At 55.5% G+C, this 16,237-nt stretch carries 16 protein-coding genes, 1 tRNA gene and 1 other RNA gene; 12 read left to right on the top strand and 6 right to left on the bottom strand.

Annotated features, from left to right (window positions below; translation table 11 throughout):
* Nucleotides 1-109 precede the first annotated feature (109 nt).
* A complete protein-coding gene (gene smpB, locus ABJK70_RS04000; protein WP_086135021.1) occupies nt 110-589 on the bottom strand; it encodes an SsrA-binding protein SmpB in 480 nt (159 codons plus the stop codon).
* A gap of 107 nt (nt 590-696) precedes the next feature.
* On the opposite strand from smpB, the gene ABJK70_RS04005 reads away from it, so the two are divergent.
* Entirely contained in the window at nt 697-2,049 is a 1,353-nt protein-coding gene (locus ABJK70_RS04005) for a sodium-dependent transporter (RefSeq protein ID WP_156879404.1), read from the top strand.
* A gap of 31 nt (nt 2,050-2,080) precedes the next feature.
* Nucleotides 2,081-2,350, top strand: a complete 270-nt coding sequence (locus ABJK70_RS04010) for an RnfH family protein (RefSeq protein WP_077729886.1) — start codon at nt 2,081-2,083, stop codon at nt 2,348-2,350.
* 29 nt (nt 2,351-2,379) lie between these two features.
* Here ABJK70_RS04010 and ABJK70_RS04015 read toward each other — a convergent pair whose 3' ends face one another.
* Nucleotides 2,380-2,832, bottom strand: coding sequence for an outer membrane protein assembly factor BamE (locus ABJK70_RS04015; RefSeq protein ID WP_086135079.1), 453 nt, complete (start codon nt 2,830-2,832; stop codon nt 2,380-2,382).
* Between the two features lie 78 nt (nt 2,833-2,910).
* On the opposite strand from ABJK70_RS04015, the gene fur reads away from it, so the two are divergent.
* From fur to lolD, 3 genes are all read left to right on the top strand, one after another.
* The gene (fur, locus tag ABJK70_RS04020) at nt 2,911-3,342 is read left to right on the top strand and encodes a ferric iron uptake transcriptional regulator (protein WP_077729887.1); all 432 of its coding nucleotides are present in this window, start codon (nt 2,911-2,913) and stop codon (nt 3,340-3,342) included.
* A gap of 64 nt (nt 3,343-3,406) precedes the next feature.
* Nucleotides 3,407-4,654, top strand: a complete 1,248-nt coding sequence (locus tag ABJK70_RS04025; protein WP_077729888.1) for a lipoprotein-releasing ABC transporter permease subunit — start codon at nt 3,407-3,409, stop codon at nt 4,652-4,654.
* On the top strand, nt 4,647-5,369 hold the full coding sequence (lolD, locus tag ABJK70_RS04030) for a lipoprotein-releasing ABC transporter ATP-binding protein LolD (protein ID WP_133718668.1): 723 nt from the start codon (nt 4,647-4,649) through the stop codon (nt 5,367-5,369). The genes ABJK70_RS04025 and lolD overlap by 8 nt, the downstream gene beginning before the upstream one ends.
* Here lolD and ABJK70_RS04035 read toward each other — a convergent pair.
* On the bottom strand, nt 5,366-6,007 hold the full coding sequence (locus ABJK70_RS04035; protein WP_077729890.1) for a DUF2062 domain-containing protein: 642 nt from the start codon (nt 6,005-6,007) through the stop codon (nt 5,366-5,368). The genes lolD and ABJK70_RS04035 overlap by 4 nt on opposite strands.
* Nucleotides 6,008-6,082: 75 nt before the next feature.
* Between ABJK70_RS04035 and ABJK70_RS04040 the strand changes: the two genes are divergently transcribed.
* On the top strand, nt 6,083-8,479 hold the full coding sequence (locus tag ABJK70_RS04040) for a DNA internalization-related competence protein ComEC/Rec2 (protein WP_156879403.1): 2,397 nt from the start codon (nt 6,083-6,085) through the stop codon (nt 8,477-8,479).
* On the opposite strand, the gene cysN is transcribed toward ABJK70_RS04040, so the two are convergent.
* Together cysN and cysD are read right to left on the bottom strand one after the other, a co-directional pair.
* Nucleotides 8,447-10,099 (bottom strand): sulfate adenylyltransferase subunit CysN, encoded by a 1,653-nt coding sequence (gene cysN / locus ABJK70_RS04045; protein WP_347257432.1) that lies wholly within the window; start codon nt 10,097-10,099, stop codon nt 8,447-8,449. The two genes, ABJK70_RS04040 and cysN, sit on opposite strands and share 33 nt — an antisense overlap.
* 77 nt (nt 10,100-10,176) lie before the next feature.
* Complete coding sequence (gene cysD, locus ABJK70_RS04050; RefSeq protein WP_077729892.1) at nt 10,177-11,085, bottom strand: sulfate adenylyltransferase subunit CysD; 909 nt, start codon at nt 11,083-11,085, stop codon at nt 10,177-10,179.
* Nucleotides 11,086-11,262: 177 nt separating this feature from the next.
* Between cysD and ABJK70_RS04055 the strand changes: the two genes are divergently transcribed.
* The 6 genes from ABJK70_RS04055 (at nt 11,263) to ABJK70_RS04080 (ending at nt 15,714) form a co-directional block, all read left to right on the top strand.
* On the top strand, nt 11,263-12,372 hold the full coding sequence (locus ABJK70_RS04055; protein WP_077729952.1) for a multicopper oxidase domain-containing protein: 1,110 nt from the start codon (nt 11,263-11,265) through the stop codon (nt 12,370-12,372).
* Nucleotides 12,373-12,501: 129 nt separating this feature from the next.
* Nucleotides 12,502-12,972: a hypothetical protein gene (locus ABJK70_RS04060; RefSeq protein ID WP_077729893.1), complete on the top strand. Its 471-nt coding sequence runs from the start codon at nt 12,502-12,504 to the stop codon at nt 12,970-12,972.
* 290 nt (nt 12,973-13,262) lie between these two features.
* Nucleotides 13,263-13,621: a transfer-messenger RNA gene (gene ssrA, locus ABJK70_RS04065) on the top strand.
* Between the two features lie 227 nt (nt 13,622-13,848).
* Nucleotides 13,849-15,051, top strand: a complete 1,203-nt coding sequence (locus ABJK70_RS04070; protein WP_347257433.1) for an integrase arm-type DNA-binding domain-containing protein — start codon at nt 13,849-13,851, stop codon at nt 15,049-15,051.
* Nucleotides 15,052-15,170: 119 nt separating this feature from the next.
* On the top strand, nt 15,171-15,488 hold the full coding sequence (locus ABJK70_RS04075; RefSeq protein ID WP_347257434.1) for a hypothetical protein: 318 nt from the start codon (nt 15,171-15,173) through the stop codon (nt 15,486-15,488).
* Nucleotides 15,481-15,714 (top strand): hypothetical protein, encoded by a 234-nt coding sequence (locus ABJK70_RS04080; protein WP_347257435.1) that lies wholly within the window; start codon nt 15,481-15,483, stop codon nt 15,712-15,714. The genes ABJK70_RS04075 and ABJK70_RS04080 overlap by 8 nt, the downstream gene beginning before the upstream one ends.
* Before the next feature lie 424 nt (nt 15,715-16,138).
* On the opposite strand, the gene ABJK70_RS04085 is transcribed toward ABJK70_RS04080, so the two are convergent.
* Nucleotides 16,139-16,214 (bottom strand) — tRNA-Phe (locus tag ABJK70_RS04085).
* Between the last annotated feature and the right edge of the window lie 23 nt (nt 16,215-16,237).

Consider the following 16,237-nt stretch of genomic DNA (forward strand, 5'->3'; position numbering starts at 1 on the left):
GTCAAATTCTTCTGAATGCGTGATTTTTGCCAAATCTGCACGGGGCAGCCGGAAATTCACTCCTGAGGCAACCCGCTGGGCAGGAGAGGCCAGATCCAAAAATTCAGTCTCAGCGCTGCTTCAATACGCGCTGCTTCTCGCGCTGCCAGTCCCTTTCCTTTTCGGCGGCACGCTTATCGTGCTGCTTCTTACCTCTCGCTAAACCGATTTCCAGCTTGGCACGTCCGCTTTTCCAATACAGCGCGAGCGGAATTAAAGTATAACCTTTGCGTTCCACATGACCGATGAGCTTGCTCAATTCTCGACGATGCAGGAGCAGCTTCCGGGTTCGGATGGGATCGGGTGTGACATGGGTGGAGGCAGAAGCCAGCGGAGAAATATGTGCTCCGAGCAGCCAGGCTTCGCCGTTTTTCAGCGTGACATAACTCTCCTTCAGCTGTGCTCTTCCCGCACGCAAGCTTTTCACCTCCCACCCTTGCAGGACTAGTCCCGCCTCGTAGCGCTCCTCGATGAAATACTCGTGCGTGGCTTGCCGGTTGAGAGCGATGGTGCCACTTCCGGCTGTATCCTTGTTTTTCTTTGCGGCCATGTACTTAAAACTAAATTGCCTGACTCGATGGAAAAATCTTGTTATTTTACCCCAACCTCGGGTTGCCCGGACCTTCGATTGGCTCAGCATAATAATTCGGAGAACACATGACCGATCAACGTTTTCTGCACAACCAATGGTCATCGCGCTTGGCGTTCGTTCTGGCTGCAAGCGGTTCGGCCATAGGCCTCGGGAATATCTGGAAGTTTCCCTATCTGGCCGGCGAAAACGGAGGCGGAGCGTTCGTCGCGGTTTACCTCTTATGCGTCGCTGCCATCGGTATTCCGATCATGATCGCAGAGACCATGCTGGGGCGCCGCGGTCGGCAAAATCCTATCAATACCATGTTGTCGCTGGCACAGGAAGCGAAAGCCGATCCTGCCTGGCACTATGCCGGTTGGCTCGGCGTGTTGTCGGGCTTCCTGATTCTGTCCTATTACTCGGTCATCGCCGGCTGGTCGATGGTCTACATCTTGAAGATGAACAGCGGCTACATGAGCCATATCAGCGCCGAAACCGCCGCACGGGTATTCGACGACCTCAAAAGCGCTCCGGAAATTCAGTTTATCTGGCACACTGTCTTCATGGCCGCCACGATGCTCATCGTCAGCCGCGGCGTCAGCGGCGGACTGGAGCGAGCGACGCGCTTCATGATGCCGGGCTTGTTCATCATGCTCATACTCCTGGACGGTTATGCGATGAGTTCCGACGGATTCGGCCAGGGAATGTCGTTCCTGTTCAAGCCGGATTTCAGCCGCATCAACGGCGAGAGCGTGCTGGTCGCGATGGGGCAGGCCTTTTTCTCTCTCGGATTGGGCATGGGCGCAATCATGATCTACGGCTCATATCTCCCTGATCATGTTTCGATTTCGCGGTCTACCATTTTTGTCGCCTCCGCGGACACCCTAGTGGCTTTATTGGCGGGTGTTGCCATTTTTCCAATCGTATTCGCCAACCACTTGGAGCCGACCATGGGCCCCGGCCTGATTTTTCAGACGCTGCCCATCGCCTTCGGCCAAATGCCCGGCGGTTCACTGTTCGGGGTATTGTTTTTCGTTCTCGTATTTTTTGCGGCGATTACTTCCGCGATTGCCTTGATCGAACCCGCCGTGGCCTGGCTGTCCGAAAACCAGGCGATGAGCCGCGAGAAGGCCTGTCTTTGGAGCGGACTAGGCTGCTGGCTACTTGGGCTCGGAACCGTATTTTCGTTCAATCTATGGTCCGGAAATACCTGGTTCGGCAAGAATTTCTTCGAGCTCGTGGATTTTCTCACGGCCAATATCATGTTGCCCGTTGGCGGCATCTTGGTTGCCTTATTTGCCGGCTGGATCATGAGGCGCGAGACCTCGGAAACGGAGCTCGAAATGGGGTCGGCTTATAACTATTGGCGTTTTACTATTCGCTACGTTTCTCCCTTGGCTGTCGCCCTCGTCACCCTTAGCGCCGTCGGCGTGATTTGATTCGGTAAAGATCGGACAAGCAGCAAAAGAAATGAAAGTCGAAGTCGCTTACGCGAAACCGGATGTACAGGTCATTCTCACCGTGAACGTACCGGAAAATGCGACAGCGGAAACCGCCATCGCCGCATCAGGTATCCTGGACCGTTTCCCGGAGATCGACCTGACAAAGGACAAGATTGGAATTTTCAGCAAGGTCTGCTCCATCGACCAACCGATAAAGCCGGGCGACCGAGTGGAGATTTATCGCCCCTTGATCGCCGACCCCAAAGAAGCTCGGCGCGCGCGGGCAGCGAAGAAGTAGAACCGCGGACCGAGACTCCTCGCACTCTACTAATCGCCTTTTCGGAACAAACCCGTGATCTTTTCCCACAAGCTTTTCTCGCGCTCGATCTTCGGGATATCGATCGTCACATCCTTGCCGGGTTCAATCTCGGGAAGGTTGCCCGGTCGGAAGTCACCCTGAAGCCCGATCAATTCATCCTTGTCGAAAACCAGGGTAATCCGCTTCTGCATCCGCTGCTTGCCACCGGGCTCGTTGGAATAGATATAGTCCCAGCGATCGTCGTGGAAAGGATCGACGACCAGTGGCGTACCCATGATGAATGCCACTTGCCGCTTGGTCATACCGGGCCGAAGTTGATCCACCATTTGCTGAGAAACGATATTGCCCTGATGGATGTCGAGCCGGTACACCCCAGGTAGGGACTCTTTAAGCTTTTCGGTGGAACAGCCGGCTAAAAACAGAGTCAGGCAGTAGGTTATTACGATGAAACGCTTCGGCATGTTATGATTGCGGAGAATCGGACCCAACGTCCAATCATACTCGATCGACAGAGTTAAAACACTGCGTAGGTTGCCGCTTTGGAAAGTCAAGACATACGAAACGCCGGGCTTAAAGTGACTCTCCCGCGCGTCAAGATTCTAGAGATGCTGGAGAACCGTAGCGGATCGGATCGACACCTGACAGCGGAAGAAGTCTACAAGTCGCTGCTCAGCGAGGGTGAAGAAATCGGCTTGGCCACAGTTTACCGAGTCCTGACCCAATTCGAGGCGGCGGGCTTGGTCAAACGCCATCATTTCGAAGGCGGAAACTCGATCTTCGAGCTAAACCGCGGCGAGCATCACGATCACATCGTATGCGTCAAGTGCGGCCGAGTCGAAGAATTCAGCGACGAGTTCATCGAGCGCCGCCAAAACGAAATAGCAAACGAGAAACATTTTAAGCTGACGGATCATTCGCTCTGTCTCTACGGCATCTGCATGGATTGCCAAAAGGGCCAATCGCCTCTCTGATTCCCGACAACCTTCTTTTTCCCCATGAAGCTCACTTTTTGCGGAGCCCGGTCGATATCGGCGCATGTTTAAGCCACTGATCTTTTTCATCGGTCTGCGCTATACGCGGGCTAAGCGGCGCACGCGCTTCATTTCGTTCATTACCTTCACTTCGGTTCTGGGCATCGCCTTGGGCGTCACCGCCTTGATTACAGTACTGTCAGTGATGAACGGATTCGAAGCGGAACTTCGCGAACGCATACTGGGCATGACTTCGCATGCCTCCATCTCCGGCTTGGATGGCCAACTGCGGAACTGGCGCTCGCTTGAACCCCCGCTCGAACAAGACTCCCGTATTCTAGGCTGGGCACCTTATATCGAAGGTCAAGCCATGCTCAACTCGGACCGCCGAGTTAGCGGCGTGATGCTGCGCGGCATCATGACCGACTACGAACCGCGCGTGTCCGAGGTCGCCAACCGCATCGTGGAAGGCCACCTCGAAGCGCTCAAACCCGGCGAATTCGGCATTATTCTCGGTTCTGAGCTGGCTGATTATCTGGGTGTCCTCACCGGCGACAAGGTGACCGTCATCACCCCGCAACTTACGGCAACACCCGCCGGCATTCTGCCGCGCCTCAAGCGCTTTACGGTAGTCGGAGTTTTCCAGGTCGGGATGTATGAGTACGACCGGAATCTGGCGCTGATTCAGCTGGAAGACGCCGCCAAGCTGTTTCGCCTCGATGACGCCATATCGGGGCTTAGACTCAAGCTGGACGACGTATTTTACGCGCAGCGAGTGGCGCGGGACCTTGGCCCCAAACTCGATGGGCGTTATCAGATTGCCGACTGGACGCAGTCGCACAGCAACTTCTTCAAAGCCATACAAACCGAAAAGCGGGTAATGTTCATCATTCTCCTACTCATCGTCGCGGTCGCCGCTTTCAACATCGTCTCCACACTAGTTATGGTGGTCACCGACAAGCGTTCGGATATCGCGATCCTCCGAACCCAGGGCATGACTCCACTCGAAGTCATGGGAATATTTATCGTGCTCGGTACGGTCATCGGTACGTTCGGCACCTTGCTGGGCGGTGTCGGCGGAGTCTTATTGGCGTGGAATGTGGAAACCATCGTACCGGCGATCGAGCGGTTGTTCGGCGTTCATTTCCTGTCGGCCGACGTTTACTACATCAGCGAGCTGCCGTCGAAACTGATCTGGTCCGACGTGTACCGGATTACCGGCATGGCCTTCCTGCTTTCCATCCTGGCGACGATCTATCCGGCCTGGCAGGCATCTCGCATCAAGCCCGCCGAGGAACTCCGTTATGAATAAGCCGGTGCTGCAGTGCCGCGATCTGCACAAGCGTTATGCCCAAGGCAATCTGAGCGTCGATGTGTTGCAGGGCATAACGCTTTCCGTCGAACCGGGACAGCAGGTCGCCATTATGGGAGCGTCCGGCTCGGGCAAAAGCACGCTTTTGCACTTACTCGGGGGTCTAGACGCGCCAACCCGAGGGCAAGTCCAACTGGACGGCGTGGACCTGGGAACACTGAACGAACGCAAGCTCGCCCAACTGCGTAACCGGGTGCTTGGATTCGTCTATCAATTCCACCACCTGCTGGGTGAATTCACGGTACTGGAAAACGTCGCCATGCCGCTTTTGATAGCGAAGCTGCCGATACATGAAGCAAGAAAGCGCGCAGCGTCGATGTTGGAGCGGGTCGGACTCGGCAAACGTCTGGAGCATAAACCCGGAGAATTATCGGGCGGCGAACGCCAGCGCGCAGCCGTCGCCCGTGCGCTGGTCACGAAACCGAAGTGCGTTTTGGCTGACGAACCAACCGGAAATCTGGATCGAAAAACCGCGGAACAGGTGTATCAACTCATGCTGGAGCTGAACCAAGAAAACGGGGTGAGTTTCCTAGTCGTCACTCACGATCCGTCTTTGGCTCAGCGGATGGATACGATATTGCATTTGGAAGACGGACGGATCGTCAAGCCGGAAAACACATCCGAACCCGTCCGCCTAAAGCAGCATTACGATTAGCCTGCTTTCTTCGCGACAGGTTTCGCTGCTCCGATCAATCGATCGTTCTGATGCTTGTGCCGGTGTTCCAGGAACTTCTTGTACGACGCGTAGCTTTCCCGGACCATAATGGCCGTACTCAATTCCGCATTGCGGAACTTTCTCAATTCCACCTGATGTCGCACGGATCGCCGCCACATGAAAAGTATGCCGAAATAGCCTAGGACGGCCCCGAGGTGCATCAGAATGGCGCAACCAATCAGCAAGGGTGCCCCTAACTCCAATGCTTTTTCTATGGTGAACAGTTCCGAGAACTGATCGAAGTCGAAAGCTGCTTGTCCCATAACAAGCGCGCCTACCTTGTAGGCGAAGTAATACATCGGCACCCAGGTCAGCGGATTGGTAATCCAGACCAAGGCCACGGCGATAGGTAAATTGGCATTGAAATAGATCGCCAAAACCGCGGCGATGATTTGTTGCCAGGGCAATGGCGGGGTATACATGGCCCATAGCCCTATGGCAAAAGCCCGTGATACCGACCGACGGTTCAGATGCCATAAATTCGGCGAGTGAAGCTTATCCCCCAAAAACTCCAGCGATTTAATTTCCTTTACTTTTTTCGGGTCCGGCAAGTAGCGCTTAAAAAACTTTTTAGGCATAGCCCTTAACTGGGATGATTGTGAACTATTTTTTTAGGTAAAAGGCGCGCTATTGTACGGATTTGAAATTCAAAGTTGAATGAAATTCTCCATCCACAAACCCGCAGCCCGCTGGTTCTTCCGCTAGCCATCGGCTTTGTCGGCGGGGTCAGCGCTGTCCAGCAACTTCCGTCTTTGCCCGGTGCCTGGGCTTTCGTCCTCTTGAGCTCCGCTTTCGGTCTAGCCGTTTATTATAAGCTGCGTTTTCCGGCAGCATTTGCGTTCGGCATCCTCTGGGCGCTTGCCTTTGCCGGAATTCGACTCGACCAAGGTCTTCCGACTGCAACTGAGAGACAAACGGCCGTCGTCGAAGGCGTCGTTCGTACCATTCCCCAGCCCGTGGACCACGGTTTCCGTTTCGACTTCGATATTGAACAAACTCTACAGCCCGACGACCTAAGTTTGCCGTCACGCGTTCGCCTGAGCTGGTATGACCGCGGAGTTTCGCCAAAAGCGGGCGAACGCTGGCAGCTCAGAGTAAAGCTCAAGCCGCCGCATGGAATGCTGAACCCGGGAAGTCTCGACTACGAACAATGGCTGTTTGCCCAGGGAATCCGCGCGGTCGGTTACGTCGCGAAGTCTCCGGACAATCGGCGGCTCGATGCGGGAGACAACCGGTATTCATTCGAAATTTGGAGGCAGGCCCTTTACGATAGCCTTTCGGCAACACTGAACGACGAACCCGCAGCCGGAATCATCAAGGCTCTGGTCATGGGAGTCGACGATGACATTACGCCCATTCAATGGGACGTGCTTCGGCGCACGGGCACGACTCACCTGGTTGCGATTTCCGGCTCGCATATCGGTTTAGTCGCAGGATTTGTCTTTTTCGTCATACGCCGAATGTGGTCGAGGTTGGGCATCATGCGCTGGTCGCCGCCGACTGTTGCGGCCGTTTGTGCTTTTGCGGCCGCCCTCTTCTACTCGGCGCTGGCGAACTTCGCGATTCCCACTCAACGCGCCATGATTATGATCGGCATCGTCATGGGCGCCGTCATCGGCCGGCGGCATCTCAATAGTTTTCATGTCCTCGCGACGGCCTTGCTGGCCGTGGTGCTTTACGATCCGTTGGCGGTTCTTTCGGCGGGATTCTGGCTTTCCTTCACAGCTGTCGCTCTAATCCTTTTCGCTGTTTCATACAGAAGAGGCGAAATCAGCGGTTGGCGGGCCATGATGCGGGTGAACTGGGCCACCTCGCTAGGCCTTGCACCCCTGCTGTTGTTATTCTTTCAGCAGGTTTCGATCATTTCTCCAATTGCCAACTTGTTTGCCGTCCCCGTGATCGGCTTGCTGCTGATTCCGGTTTGCCTGACCGGCGCACTGCTGTTACCGATACTGCCGGTGGCGGGCGAAGCGCTGCTGATCCTGGCATCACGCCTGCTTGAATGGACGTGGCCTTTTCTCCAATGGATTGCCGAACAGCCGGTGGCTCAGTGGACCCATGCCGGACCGCCGTTCTGGACCATTCCGCTGGCATTGAGCGGCTTCGTGCTGCTGCTATCCCCCAAGGGCATTCCGGCGCGCTGGCTCGGTCTCGTTCTGGCCGTTCCGGCCGTGACCGCGCAGCCCGATAGGCCGCCTCAAGCGGGCTTCCTGCTTACCCTGCTCGATGTAGGCCAGGGACTCGGCGTTGCCGTCGAGACTAGCGAACACCTCATGATCTTCGACACCGGAGCCCGGTTCGGGAGCCGGTTCGATATCGGCTCCGCCGTCATCGAGCCTTATCTCCGCCATCGAGGGATCGAGCGCATCGACGCCTTGATCGTAAGTCACGGCGACAACGACCACATCGGCGGCGCGCCGTCGCTGCTCAGACGATTTGTGGTCGGGCGGACTTATACCAGCGTGCCGGAAAAGTTATCGGAATTTTCGACTGAAACCTGCAAAGCCGAACAGTCCTGGGAATGGGACGGCGTCAAATTCGAGATGCTCGCGCCCATCGAAAAAAGCGAGCGCGAGAACGACAATTCCTGCGTATTGAAAATCAGCGGGCCCGGCGGCAGCGCACTATTGACCGGCGACATCGAAAAAACCGGTGAACGCCTATTGGTTGACCGTTACGGGCATCTTTTAGCCAGCGACATTCTGGTCGTCCCCCATCATGGCAGTAAAACCTCTTCAAGCTCCGCCTTTTTGGCTGCCGTGAAGCCTCGTTACGCTCTCATTCCCGCAGGCTATCTGAACCGATACGGGTTTCCTCATCGGGCGGTGCTGCAACGCTACGGAAACATGAACATACCGGTACTGAATACCGCCGAGACAGGCGCACTTACCGTGCTCGTAGGCAACCGGAAGGATGATCTAAAACTGGAAAGCTACCGCAGGGAAAACGGCCGATACTGGAATGCCCATTCCGCGGCGATGGCGGAATGGGCGGAAACGGAAAATCAAGTCAGACGATCAGAACTCGAGGACCTGAGTTTCCTTCAATAACGCAAGCACTTCGTCCGCTTCCATTTCATCGGCCGAAACATGGAGCGCGCTCAAACCGTCGCCACTCGGGCTTGCTTCGCAAGGACAGATGCAGATCAGTCCGGCATGGTTGATCTGCTCTGCAATGGCTTGAACCTGTACGCCCAGCGCCTCGTTATCCAAAACGGTGCTGGCATGCCCGACATCGAAGAGCTTCCGTTCGAGTTCATACGCCACATCGTGCCGGCGTTCGCCGGTAATCCATAGCGTCACCGCCTTTTGTCCGAAACGCGCGCTCCGCTCTTCAACCGTCACCCGCCGTAAACCGGATTCGCCGTCCGCCTGACTTAGGATCATGCCGGCGCCGACGGTAACGTTGGTCAGGCGATCGATGACGATGAACGATCCGGTGCCCTTGCAAACCTTGTAAGGATCGAACGCGATCGGCCCGCTCAGGGAGACCTCGCACAAGCCGATTTCGTTCAGCTTGAGCTGGTCCGCCGGAAGCTGCTCCAAGGTATTGATATCGACGCGGTGATGGATCTGAGAAACCGAGCCGTTGACCACCTTGGTCATCTGCTTCAGATAATACTGGCGGCCCGGAATCAAAGGCGCCTCGGTCATCCACACGATATGGGCCTTGAAACGGGTGCCGAGCATCGGCAAGTCATCGGAACGGACCAGCATGTCGCCGCGGCTCACGTCGATTTCATCCGTAAGCGTGATCGTAACGGCTTGAGGCGGAAATGCTTCTTCCAGTTCTCCGTCGTAAGTCACGATGGACTTGATGCGGCTGGTCTTCTTGGACGGCAGCACCGTAATCGGATCGCCCTTGCGAAAAACCCCCGCGGCCACGGTGCCGCTGTAACCGCGGAAATCCAAATTCGGTCGATTGACGTACTGCACCGGAAAGCGCGGATTCGTAAAATTCTGGTCCTTGGCGATCTCGATGGTGTCCAAAAGCTCCATCAGCGCCTGCCCCTGATACCAGGGCATTTCCTCGCTACGGCTGACGACGTTGTCCCCCTTCAAAGCCGACAGCGGGATAAAGCGGACATCGTGAATATCCAGTTTTTCGATGAACGCCAGGTAATCGCTGCGTATACGCTCGAATACATCGGAGCTGTAGCCGACTAGATCCATCTTATTGATGGCTACGACCACGTGCCTGATGCCCAGCAGGGACACGATAAAGCTGTGACGCTTGGTCTGCGTCATCACGCCGTGGCGCGCATCGACCAGAATGATGGCCAAATCGCAGGTGGACGCTCCGGTCGCCATGTTGCGGGTGTACTGCTCGTGCCCCGGCGTGTCGGCGATGATGTATTTCCGCTTCGCCGTGGAGAAATACCGGTAGGCCACATCGATGGTGATGCCCTGCTCCCGCTCGGCCTGGAGCCCGTCGACCAACAGCGCCAAGTCGATATCGCCGCCGGTGGTACCCGATTTGACGCTGTCCTTCTTGATCGCCGCCAGCTGGTCCTCGTAAATCATTTTCGAATCGTGCAAAAGGCGCCCGATCAGGGTGCTCTTGCCGTCGTCGACATTGCCGCAGGTCAAGAAGCGCAATAATTCCTTGCGCTCGTGCTGAGCGAGATAGGCGTGGATATCGGAACTGATGAGCTCGGACTGATGAGACATAGACTAATTCACTGGATGAATGGGTCAGACGCAGACGCCAACGTTGAATGCACGCTCGGCACCTTCCATAGCGAAAATCAGAAATAACCCTCTTTTTTCTTCTCTTCCATCGACCCCGCTTGATCGTGATCGATGACACGCCCTTGGCGCTCCGACGTCTTGGTCAGCAGCATCTCCTGGATGATGTCGGGCAAGGTGGCGGCGGTCGATTCGACGGCGCCGGTCAAGGGATAGCAACCCAGGGTACGGAAGCGGACCATCTTCATGATCGGCTTTTCGCCGGGTGCCAGCGGCATGCGATCGTCGTCCACCATGATCCATATCCCATCGCGCTCGACCACCGGCCGCTCTTTGGCGAAATACAACGGGACGATCGGAATGTTCTCCAGATAGATGTACTGCCAAACATCCAGCTCGGTCCAGTTCGAAAGCGGAAACACCCGGATGCTCTCGCCCTTGTTGATCTTGCCGTTGTAGAGATTCCACAGCTCCGGCCGCTGATTTTTCGGGTCCCAACGATGGTTTCGGTCGCGGAAGGAATAAACGCGTTCTTTCGCCCTCGACTTCTCCTCGTCCCGGCGCGCTCCGCCGAATGCCGCATCGAACTGGTATTTGTTCAAGGCTTGCTTGAGGGCCTCGGTTTTCATGACATCCGTGTGCTTCTTGCTGCCGTGGGTGAACGGACCGATGCCCTGCTCCACACCCTCCAGGTTGACGTGAACGATGAGATCCAGCCCCAGATCGTGGGCGCGGCGATCGCGAAACTCGATCATCTCCCGGAATTTCCAGGTCGTATCGACATGCATGAGCGGAAAAGGCGGTTTGCCGGGAAAAAACGCCTTCATCGCGAGATGCAGCATGACTGCGGAATCCTTGCCAATCGAATAGAGCATTACGGGACGCTCAAACTCGGCAGCCACCTCGCGGATGATGTGGATACTTTCGGCTTCCAGCTGCTTGAGATGGGTAAGTGTATGTTCGTTCATGGAAAAGAGTGTTGATCCCGAAACCCGGAAAGAGATTCATCCCATTGTTTATGGCGCTCAATACTACCATAAAAGCCTTTGGCCACTTCCGGGGAACAAATACTGGCATCCTATAATGATATTGATTATCATTTTCTCACGCTTTTTCGATAGATTCCCCGTCCCAGGTTTATCGCCGTGATCCAGATCCGAATCCTCCTTTCACACTTGGCGGTTCTACTGTTGTTCTCCGAAGCCGTGACGGCCAATTCGACGCGAACCTACTACATCGCCGCCGAAGAAATCTTGTGGGACTACGCCCCCTCCTATCCCGTCAATCCCATGCATGGCGCAGAATTCAACGAGGACGAGAAAGTCTTCGTCGAAGGGAATAACGCCGATCGGATCGGCCGACAGTATTACAAAGCGCGTTATATCGAGTACGCCGACGCCAGCTTTACCCAAATCAAGGAACGTCCGCCCGAGTGGCGGCACTTAGGGATACTAGGGCCTGTCATTCGTGCCAACGTCGGCGACACCATCAAAGTGGTGCTGAGGAATAAACTGGCAAACATGCCGATTTCACTCCATCCGCACGGCGTGCTTTACCGGAAGGACAGCGAAGGCACTCATTACGCGGACGGCACATCCGGAGATGACCGCAAAGACGATACGGTCGAACCGGGCGAAACCCACACCTACCTCTGGCAAGTACCCGAACGTTCGGGTCCGGGCCCCGAGGACCCGAGTTCGATCGTGTGGCTTTACCATTCCCATGTCAACGAGGTGGTCGACACGAATACCGGCCTGGTAGGACCCATCATCATTTCCCGCCGAGGCGTTCTGCAGAACAACGGTAAACTGAAAGGCATCGACCGCGAATTCGTCGTGCTGTTCACCGTGTTCGACGAAAACAAGAGTTTCTTTCTGGACAAGAACATCAGCACCTTCGCACCGGCTGCCACGGACGAGAAAGATGACGAAAGCTTCGTCGAAAGCAACTTGATGCACAGCATGAACGGCTACGTCTATCACAACCTTCCGGGAATGACGATGAAAGAAGGCGAAACCGTGCGCTGGTATCAACTGTCCCTCGGAACCGAAGTCGATCTCCATACCCCGCATTGGCACGGCAATACGCTCACCGAGACCGGGCGCCGCGTAGATGTCGTGAATCTGCTTCCGGGAACCCACGTCACCGTCGATATGAAACCCGACAATCCCGGCGTCTGGATGTATCACTGCCACGTCAATGACCACATCGACGCGGGCATGATGGCCAGTTATACGGTCACGCGCCGAAAGTGACAATCAGGTCGCGCCTGCGGAATTCCGCAGGTCGAACCGACCGCACGATTGCACTATTGCCTTGCGATGCCAAAAGAGAGATGCTTCGAACCGTATGAAACCTGCCGAATAACACTTTCGGAGTGCCATATGGACCAGCAGATGCATAACTTCGAGCAAGTTAAAGATGTGCTCGACTACGGTATTCAACTACACAGCCAACTGACAGAACTTTACGATTCGCTGAACCAACAAAACGATCAGGCTCGGGTAAAAATGCTTTTGGATTACCTCAGCCGCCACGAAAAAAATCGGGAACAGGCGATGCAGCGGTTCGAAGATGGATCGCGCAAGAGCATCCTCAATTTCTGGCTCCAATATTCTCCAGGCTCCAACGTCGAACAACTGCTAAAGAATTGCGCCGTTAGGCCCAATATGTCCGTCGATGACGTCATAAAGATCGCCATGGCCTTCGACAACGCGCTGATCGAACTCTATAAAGGAGCGGCAATCATCGTCGACGATCCGCATGCCAAAGAAGTGTTCGCGAATCTCGCGGAGATGGAAGAACAAGAGAAACACCGCTTCGTCCGCGACGCGGAATGGATGGACGATCTCTGAAAGACTGAAAACCAGTTCTACTCACGGACTTGTCCGTGCTTAAGGCCGGAAACACCCTTCCGGCCTTAAGGAAGACTGCATCTCACGAGAGATGAGCGCATAGCGCCATGCCGCTTTAGCGTGATTGAAATTTGTCCCCTGCCGGTAGTCGCTAGCCTGCATTACCCGATCCCTTCAGCGTATCGCAACGTTCCGCCAAGAAAAGCTGTTTCGCACGATTATCGCGCCACGACTCAAACGCTGGTTGCTCGAAACTTTTTTGCCGTTATACTGTCTATCTTCCTGACCTAGGGGGCGACTTGGCTTCGACGAGGATCGCAAAACCCGAGGTGCATGCCGAGGTGCAGATAACCTCGTTAATCAATCTGCAACCAATATAGTTGCCAACGACGACAACTACGCTCTGGCCGCTTAATCCGGCCGGCCTCTGATCCGAAGCCCGCTTATAGGCGTCGGTTTTCGGGGGTAACCCAATTGTAAGCTCGCGATGAGGTCTGTCCGGGGCCGATTCGCTAAAACCTAACGGAACCGCCGGCCGTCTTCCCTGCCGCTCGGGTAGCGACCGGTTAAATCAATAGAGTCGGATAAGCATGTAGAGCCAAAGGCGGAGGATTCGCGGACGCGGGTTCAATTCCCGCCGCCTCCACCAACTAAGCATTTAAGGAAGTCCCACAAAGACCCGAAACCCGCATGATTAAAGGCATAGCGGGTTTTTTATTGCCCCATAACGTGTCACAACACGCCTTGACATACCGTAATAATTGGCGGTAGTTTTGACGGCACGCCGTCCGTCGCAAAGCCATATACCGTCAAATTCCTCAATCTCGCAGACGGTGCGGACCGTGGACGCTCAATCGTTCCGTTGGAGATACCGTCATGCCGTTATCAGATACCGCCGTTCGCAACGCCAGGGCCAAAGAGAAGCCGTACAAGCTGGCCGATGAAAAAGGCATGTACTTGCTGGTCAACAAGGCCGGTAAGTATTGGCGCTTTGATTACCGATTCGAAGGGAAACGCAAAACCTTGGCGCTTGGTGTATACCCCGATGTCACTTTGAAGGAAGCCCGCGAGAAGCGCGACGAATCCCGCAAGCTGATCGCTCAGGGCATTGAGCCGAGCGCACAGAAGAAAGCGACCAAAGCCGCCGAGTCCGAGACCTTCGAAGCCATCGCCCGCGAGTGGTTCATTAAGTTCCAACCGTCATGGGTAGCGAGTCATGCCGATCGGATCATCCGGCGATTGGAACGAGATATTTTCCCCTGGATCGGCACTCGCCCTATTCGGGAAGTGAGCGCACCGGAATTGCTGGCGGTACTCAGGCGCACAGAGGAACGCGGCGCACTGGAAACGGCTCACCGGGCGCTACAGAACTGTGGACGGATTTTTCGTTACGCCATTGCGACCGGGCGGGCTGATCGCGACATTTCCGCCGACCTGAAAGGGGCGCTTCCCCCGGTGAAAGGCGGTCATTTCGCAGCCGTGACCGATCCTAAGAAGATTGCCGAACTGTTGCGGGCGATTGACGGCTACGAAGGTACGTTTCCGGTGAAGTGTGCCTTGCGGCTGGCCCCGCTGGTATTCGTTCGCCCCAGCGAGCTACGCAAGGCGGAATGGGCGCATATCGACCTGGACGCGGCGGAATGGCGCTATTTCGTCACGAAGACGCAAACCCCGCATATCGTCCCGCTATCCACACAAGCCGTCGAAATCCTCAAAAAGCTTCACGGACTGACCGGACAAGGCCGTTACGCTTTCCCATCCGCCAGAACGCGAGACGGTTCCCGCCCCATGTCGGACGTGGCATTACTCGCGGCGCTGCGTCGTATGGGATTCGATAAGGACGAAATGAGCGTTCACGGCTTTCGTGCATTGGCTCGCACGGTATTGGATGAAGTGCTCGGCTTCCGTCCCGATTTCATCGAGCACCAGCTTGCCCATGCCGTGCGTGATCCGAATGGACGGGCGTACAACCGGACGGCGCATTTACCCGAACGCCGGAGGATGATGCAGGCTTGGGCGGATTACTTGGACGGGCTGAAACGTGGGGCGGACGTGGTTCCCTTGCGTCGCCCGGCGTGACTGAATCCCGAACCGGCGCGGGGATTGCCGGGAAGCCATGGACGGTAGAAGCGGGCCGGGGTGGTGCAGCCACACCGCCCCGACCCTAACCACAACCCACCTGACATAGAGGTGAAATCATGGCTACACAAGAGCATAACACCACATCCGACCCCGTAGACGACGCTCACGTTATTCAAGACCCGGCAAGCGCGGCTTGTGCGCTGGTCATGGCTGACACCATGCTGGCCGTTGTCTCGGCTGCAATCGATCAATTCGTTGCAACGGCTCAGGCCACGGGGGCCATAGACATTCCCGAGTCCACCAAAGGTCACGGTCTCGCTGAAATCATCGAAGTGGTGCGGCATAGGATTTTGCGAGTCGCCGATTTTCTCGAAGAGACGGAGGACACCATGCGGCTATCCACAAGGCCGCAGGAGGGTAACGACCATGCGTAACCATCTTATCGAGGCAAGCGATGTTCTCAGCGAAGCGCAACGGCAAGTTGATTTCCTATCGACGCTTTGCACGTTCGGCGGGACGGATGACAGCGTAGAACTGGATGCGCCAGCGATTAGCGGGCTTTATTACGTAATCCGCGACATCGCGCAGCGAATCCAAAAGGCCGGCGAACTGATCAAAGAGCACCGTGATTCAGACCAGCGGATTATCGGCGGGGACTGAGGTAAACCCTTATCACTCCACAAACCCGGCTTAGGCCGGGTTTTTTGTTGGGTGAAAATCGAGGCGCAGGCATGGCGGATATGATTTTCGCCCCTTTCGCCCGTCGACCGTTTTGGATTGCCATGACGGTTATCTGTCATTCCATGACGGATAGCTTTTTCTATCTGTCATACCTAAGCGATTGTTTTTAAAGCGCTATGACAGTTATGACACATATGACGGTTATTTCGCTGGCTTTGTAATTTCGTGGGGCTGGTTTTGTTTCTGTGACGGAATCAAATGGCCGTCAAATGCTGGTGCGGGGTCGGTCGTTTTTACGGATGGAATGATGGCGGTTTTGGGTCGATTTTTCGTCTACCGTCTACCATATGTCTACCATGAAAAAAGGCTTACCGGGTAAATCCGCGTAAGCCTTTGTTTTATTTGGTGGCCAGGGACGGAATCGAACCGCCGACACGAGGATTTTCAGTCCTCTGCTCTACCAACTGAGCTACCTGGCCAGTGGCGAATCGAGTTGCGTATT

The sequence above is a fragment of the Methylocaldum sp. genome, from assembly GCF_039794385.1.
GTDB lineage: Bacteria > Pseudomonadota > Gammaproteobacteria > Methylococcales > Methylococcaceae > Methylocaldum.

What these genes read in the sequence shown, in the direction of transcription:
- cysN (WP_347257432.1), bottom strand. Translation starts at nt 10,099, where the DNA reads ATGTCTCATCAGTCCGAGCTCATCAGTTCCGATATCCACGCCTATCTC.
- ABJK70_RS04060 (WP_077729893.1), top strand. Translation starts at nt 12,502, where the DNA reads ATGGACCAGCAGATGCATAACTTCGAGCAAGTTAAAGATGTGCTCGAC.
- ABJK70_RS04015 (WP_086135079.1), bottom strand. Translation starts at nt 2,832, where the DNA reads ATGCCGAAGCGTTTCATCGTAATAACCTACTGCCTGACTCTGTTTTTA.
- ABJK70_RS04070 (WP_347257433.1), top strand. Translation starts at nt 13,849, where the DNA reads ATGCCGTTATCAGATACCGCCGTTCGCAACGCCAGGGCCAAAGAGAAG.
- ABJK70_RS04005 (WP_156879404.1), top strand. Translation starts at nt 697, where the DNA reads ATGACCGATCAACGTTTTCTGCACAACCAATGGTCATCGCGCTTGGCG.
- smpB (WP_086135021.1), bottom strand. Translation starts at nt 589, where the DNA reads ATGGCCGCAAAGAAAAACAAGGATACAGCCGGAAGTGGCACCATCGCT.
- ABJK70_RS04075 (WP_347257434.1), top strand. Translation starts at nt 15,171, where the DNA reads ATGGCTACACAAGAGCATAACACCACATCCGACCCCGTAGACGACGCT.
- ABJK70_RS04035 (WP_077729890.1), bottom strand. Translation starts at nt 6,007, where the DNA reads ATGCCTAAAAAGTTTTTTAAGCGCTACTTGCCGGACCCGAAAAAAGTA.
- cysD (WP_077729892.1), bottom strand. Translation starts at nt 11,085, where the DNA reads ATGAACGAACATACACTTACCCATCTCAAGCAGCTGGAAGCCGAAAGT.
- lolD (WP_133718668.1), top strand. Translation starts at nt 4,647, where the DNA reads ATGAATAAGCCGGTGCTGCAGTGCCGCGATCTGCACAAGCGTTATGCC.
- ABJK70_RS04010 (WP_077729886.1), top strand. Translation starts at nt 2,081, where the DNA reads ATGAAAGTCGAAGTCGCTTACGCGAAACCGGATGTACAGGTCATTCTC.
- ABJK70_RS04025 (WP_077729888.1), top strand. Translation starts at nt 3,407, where the DNA reads ATGTTTAAGCCACTGATCTTTTTCATCGGTCTGCGCTATACGCGGGCT.
- ABJK70_RS04080 (WP_347257435.1), top strand. Translation starts at nt 15,481, where the DNA reads ATGCGTAACCATCTTATCGAGGCAAGCGATGTTCTCAGCGAAGCGCAA.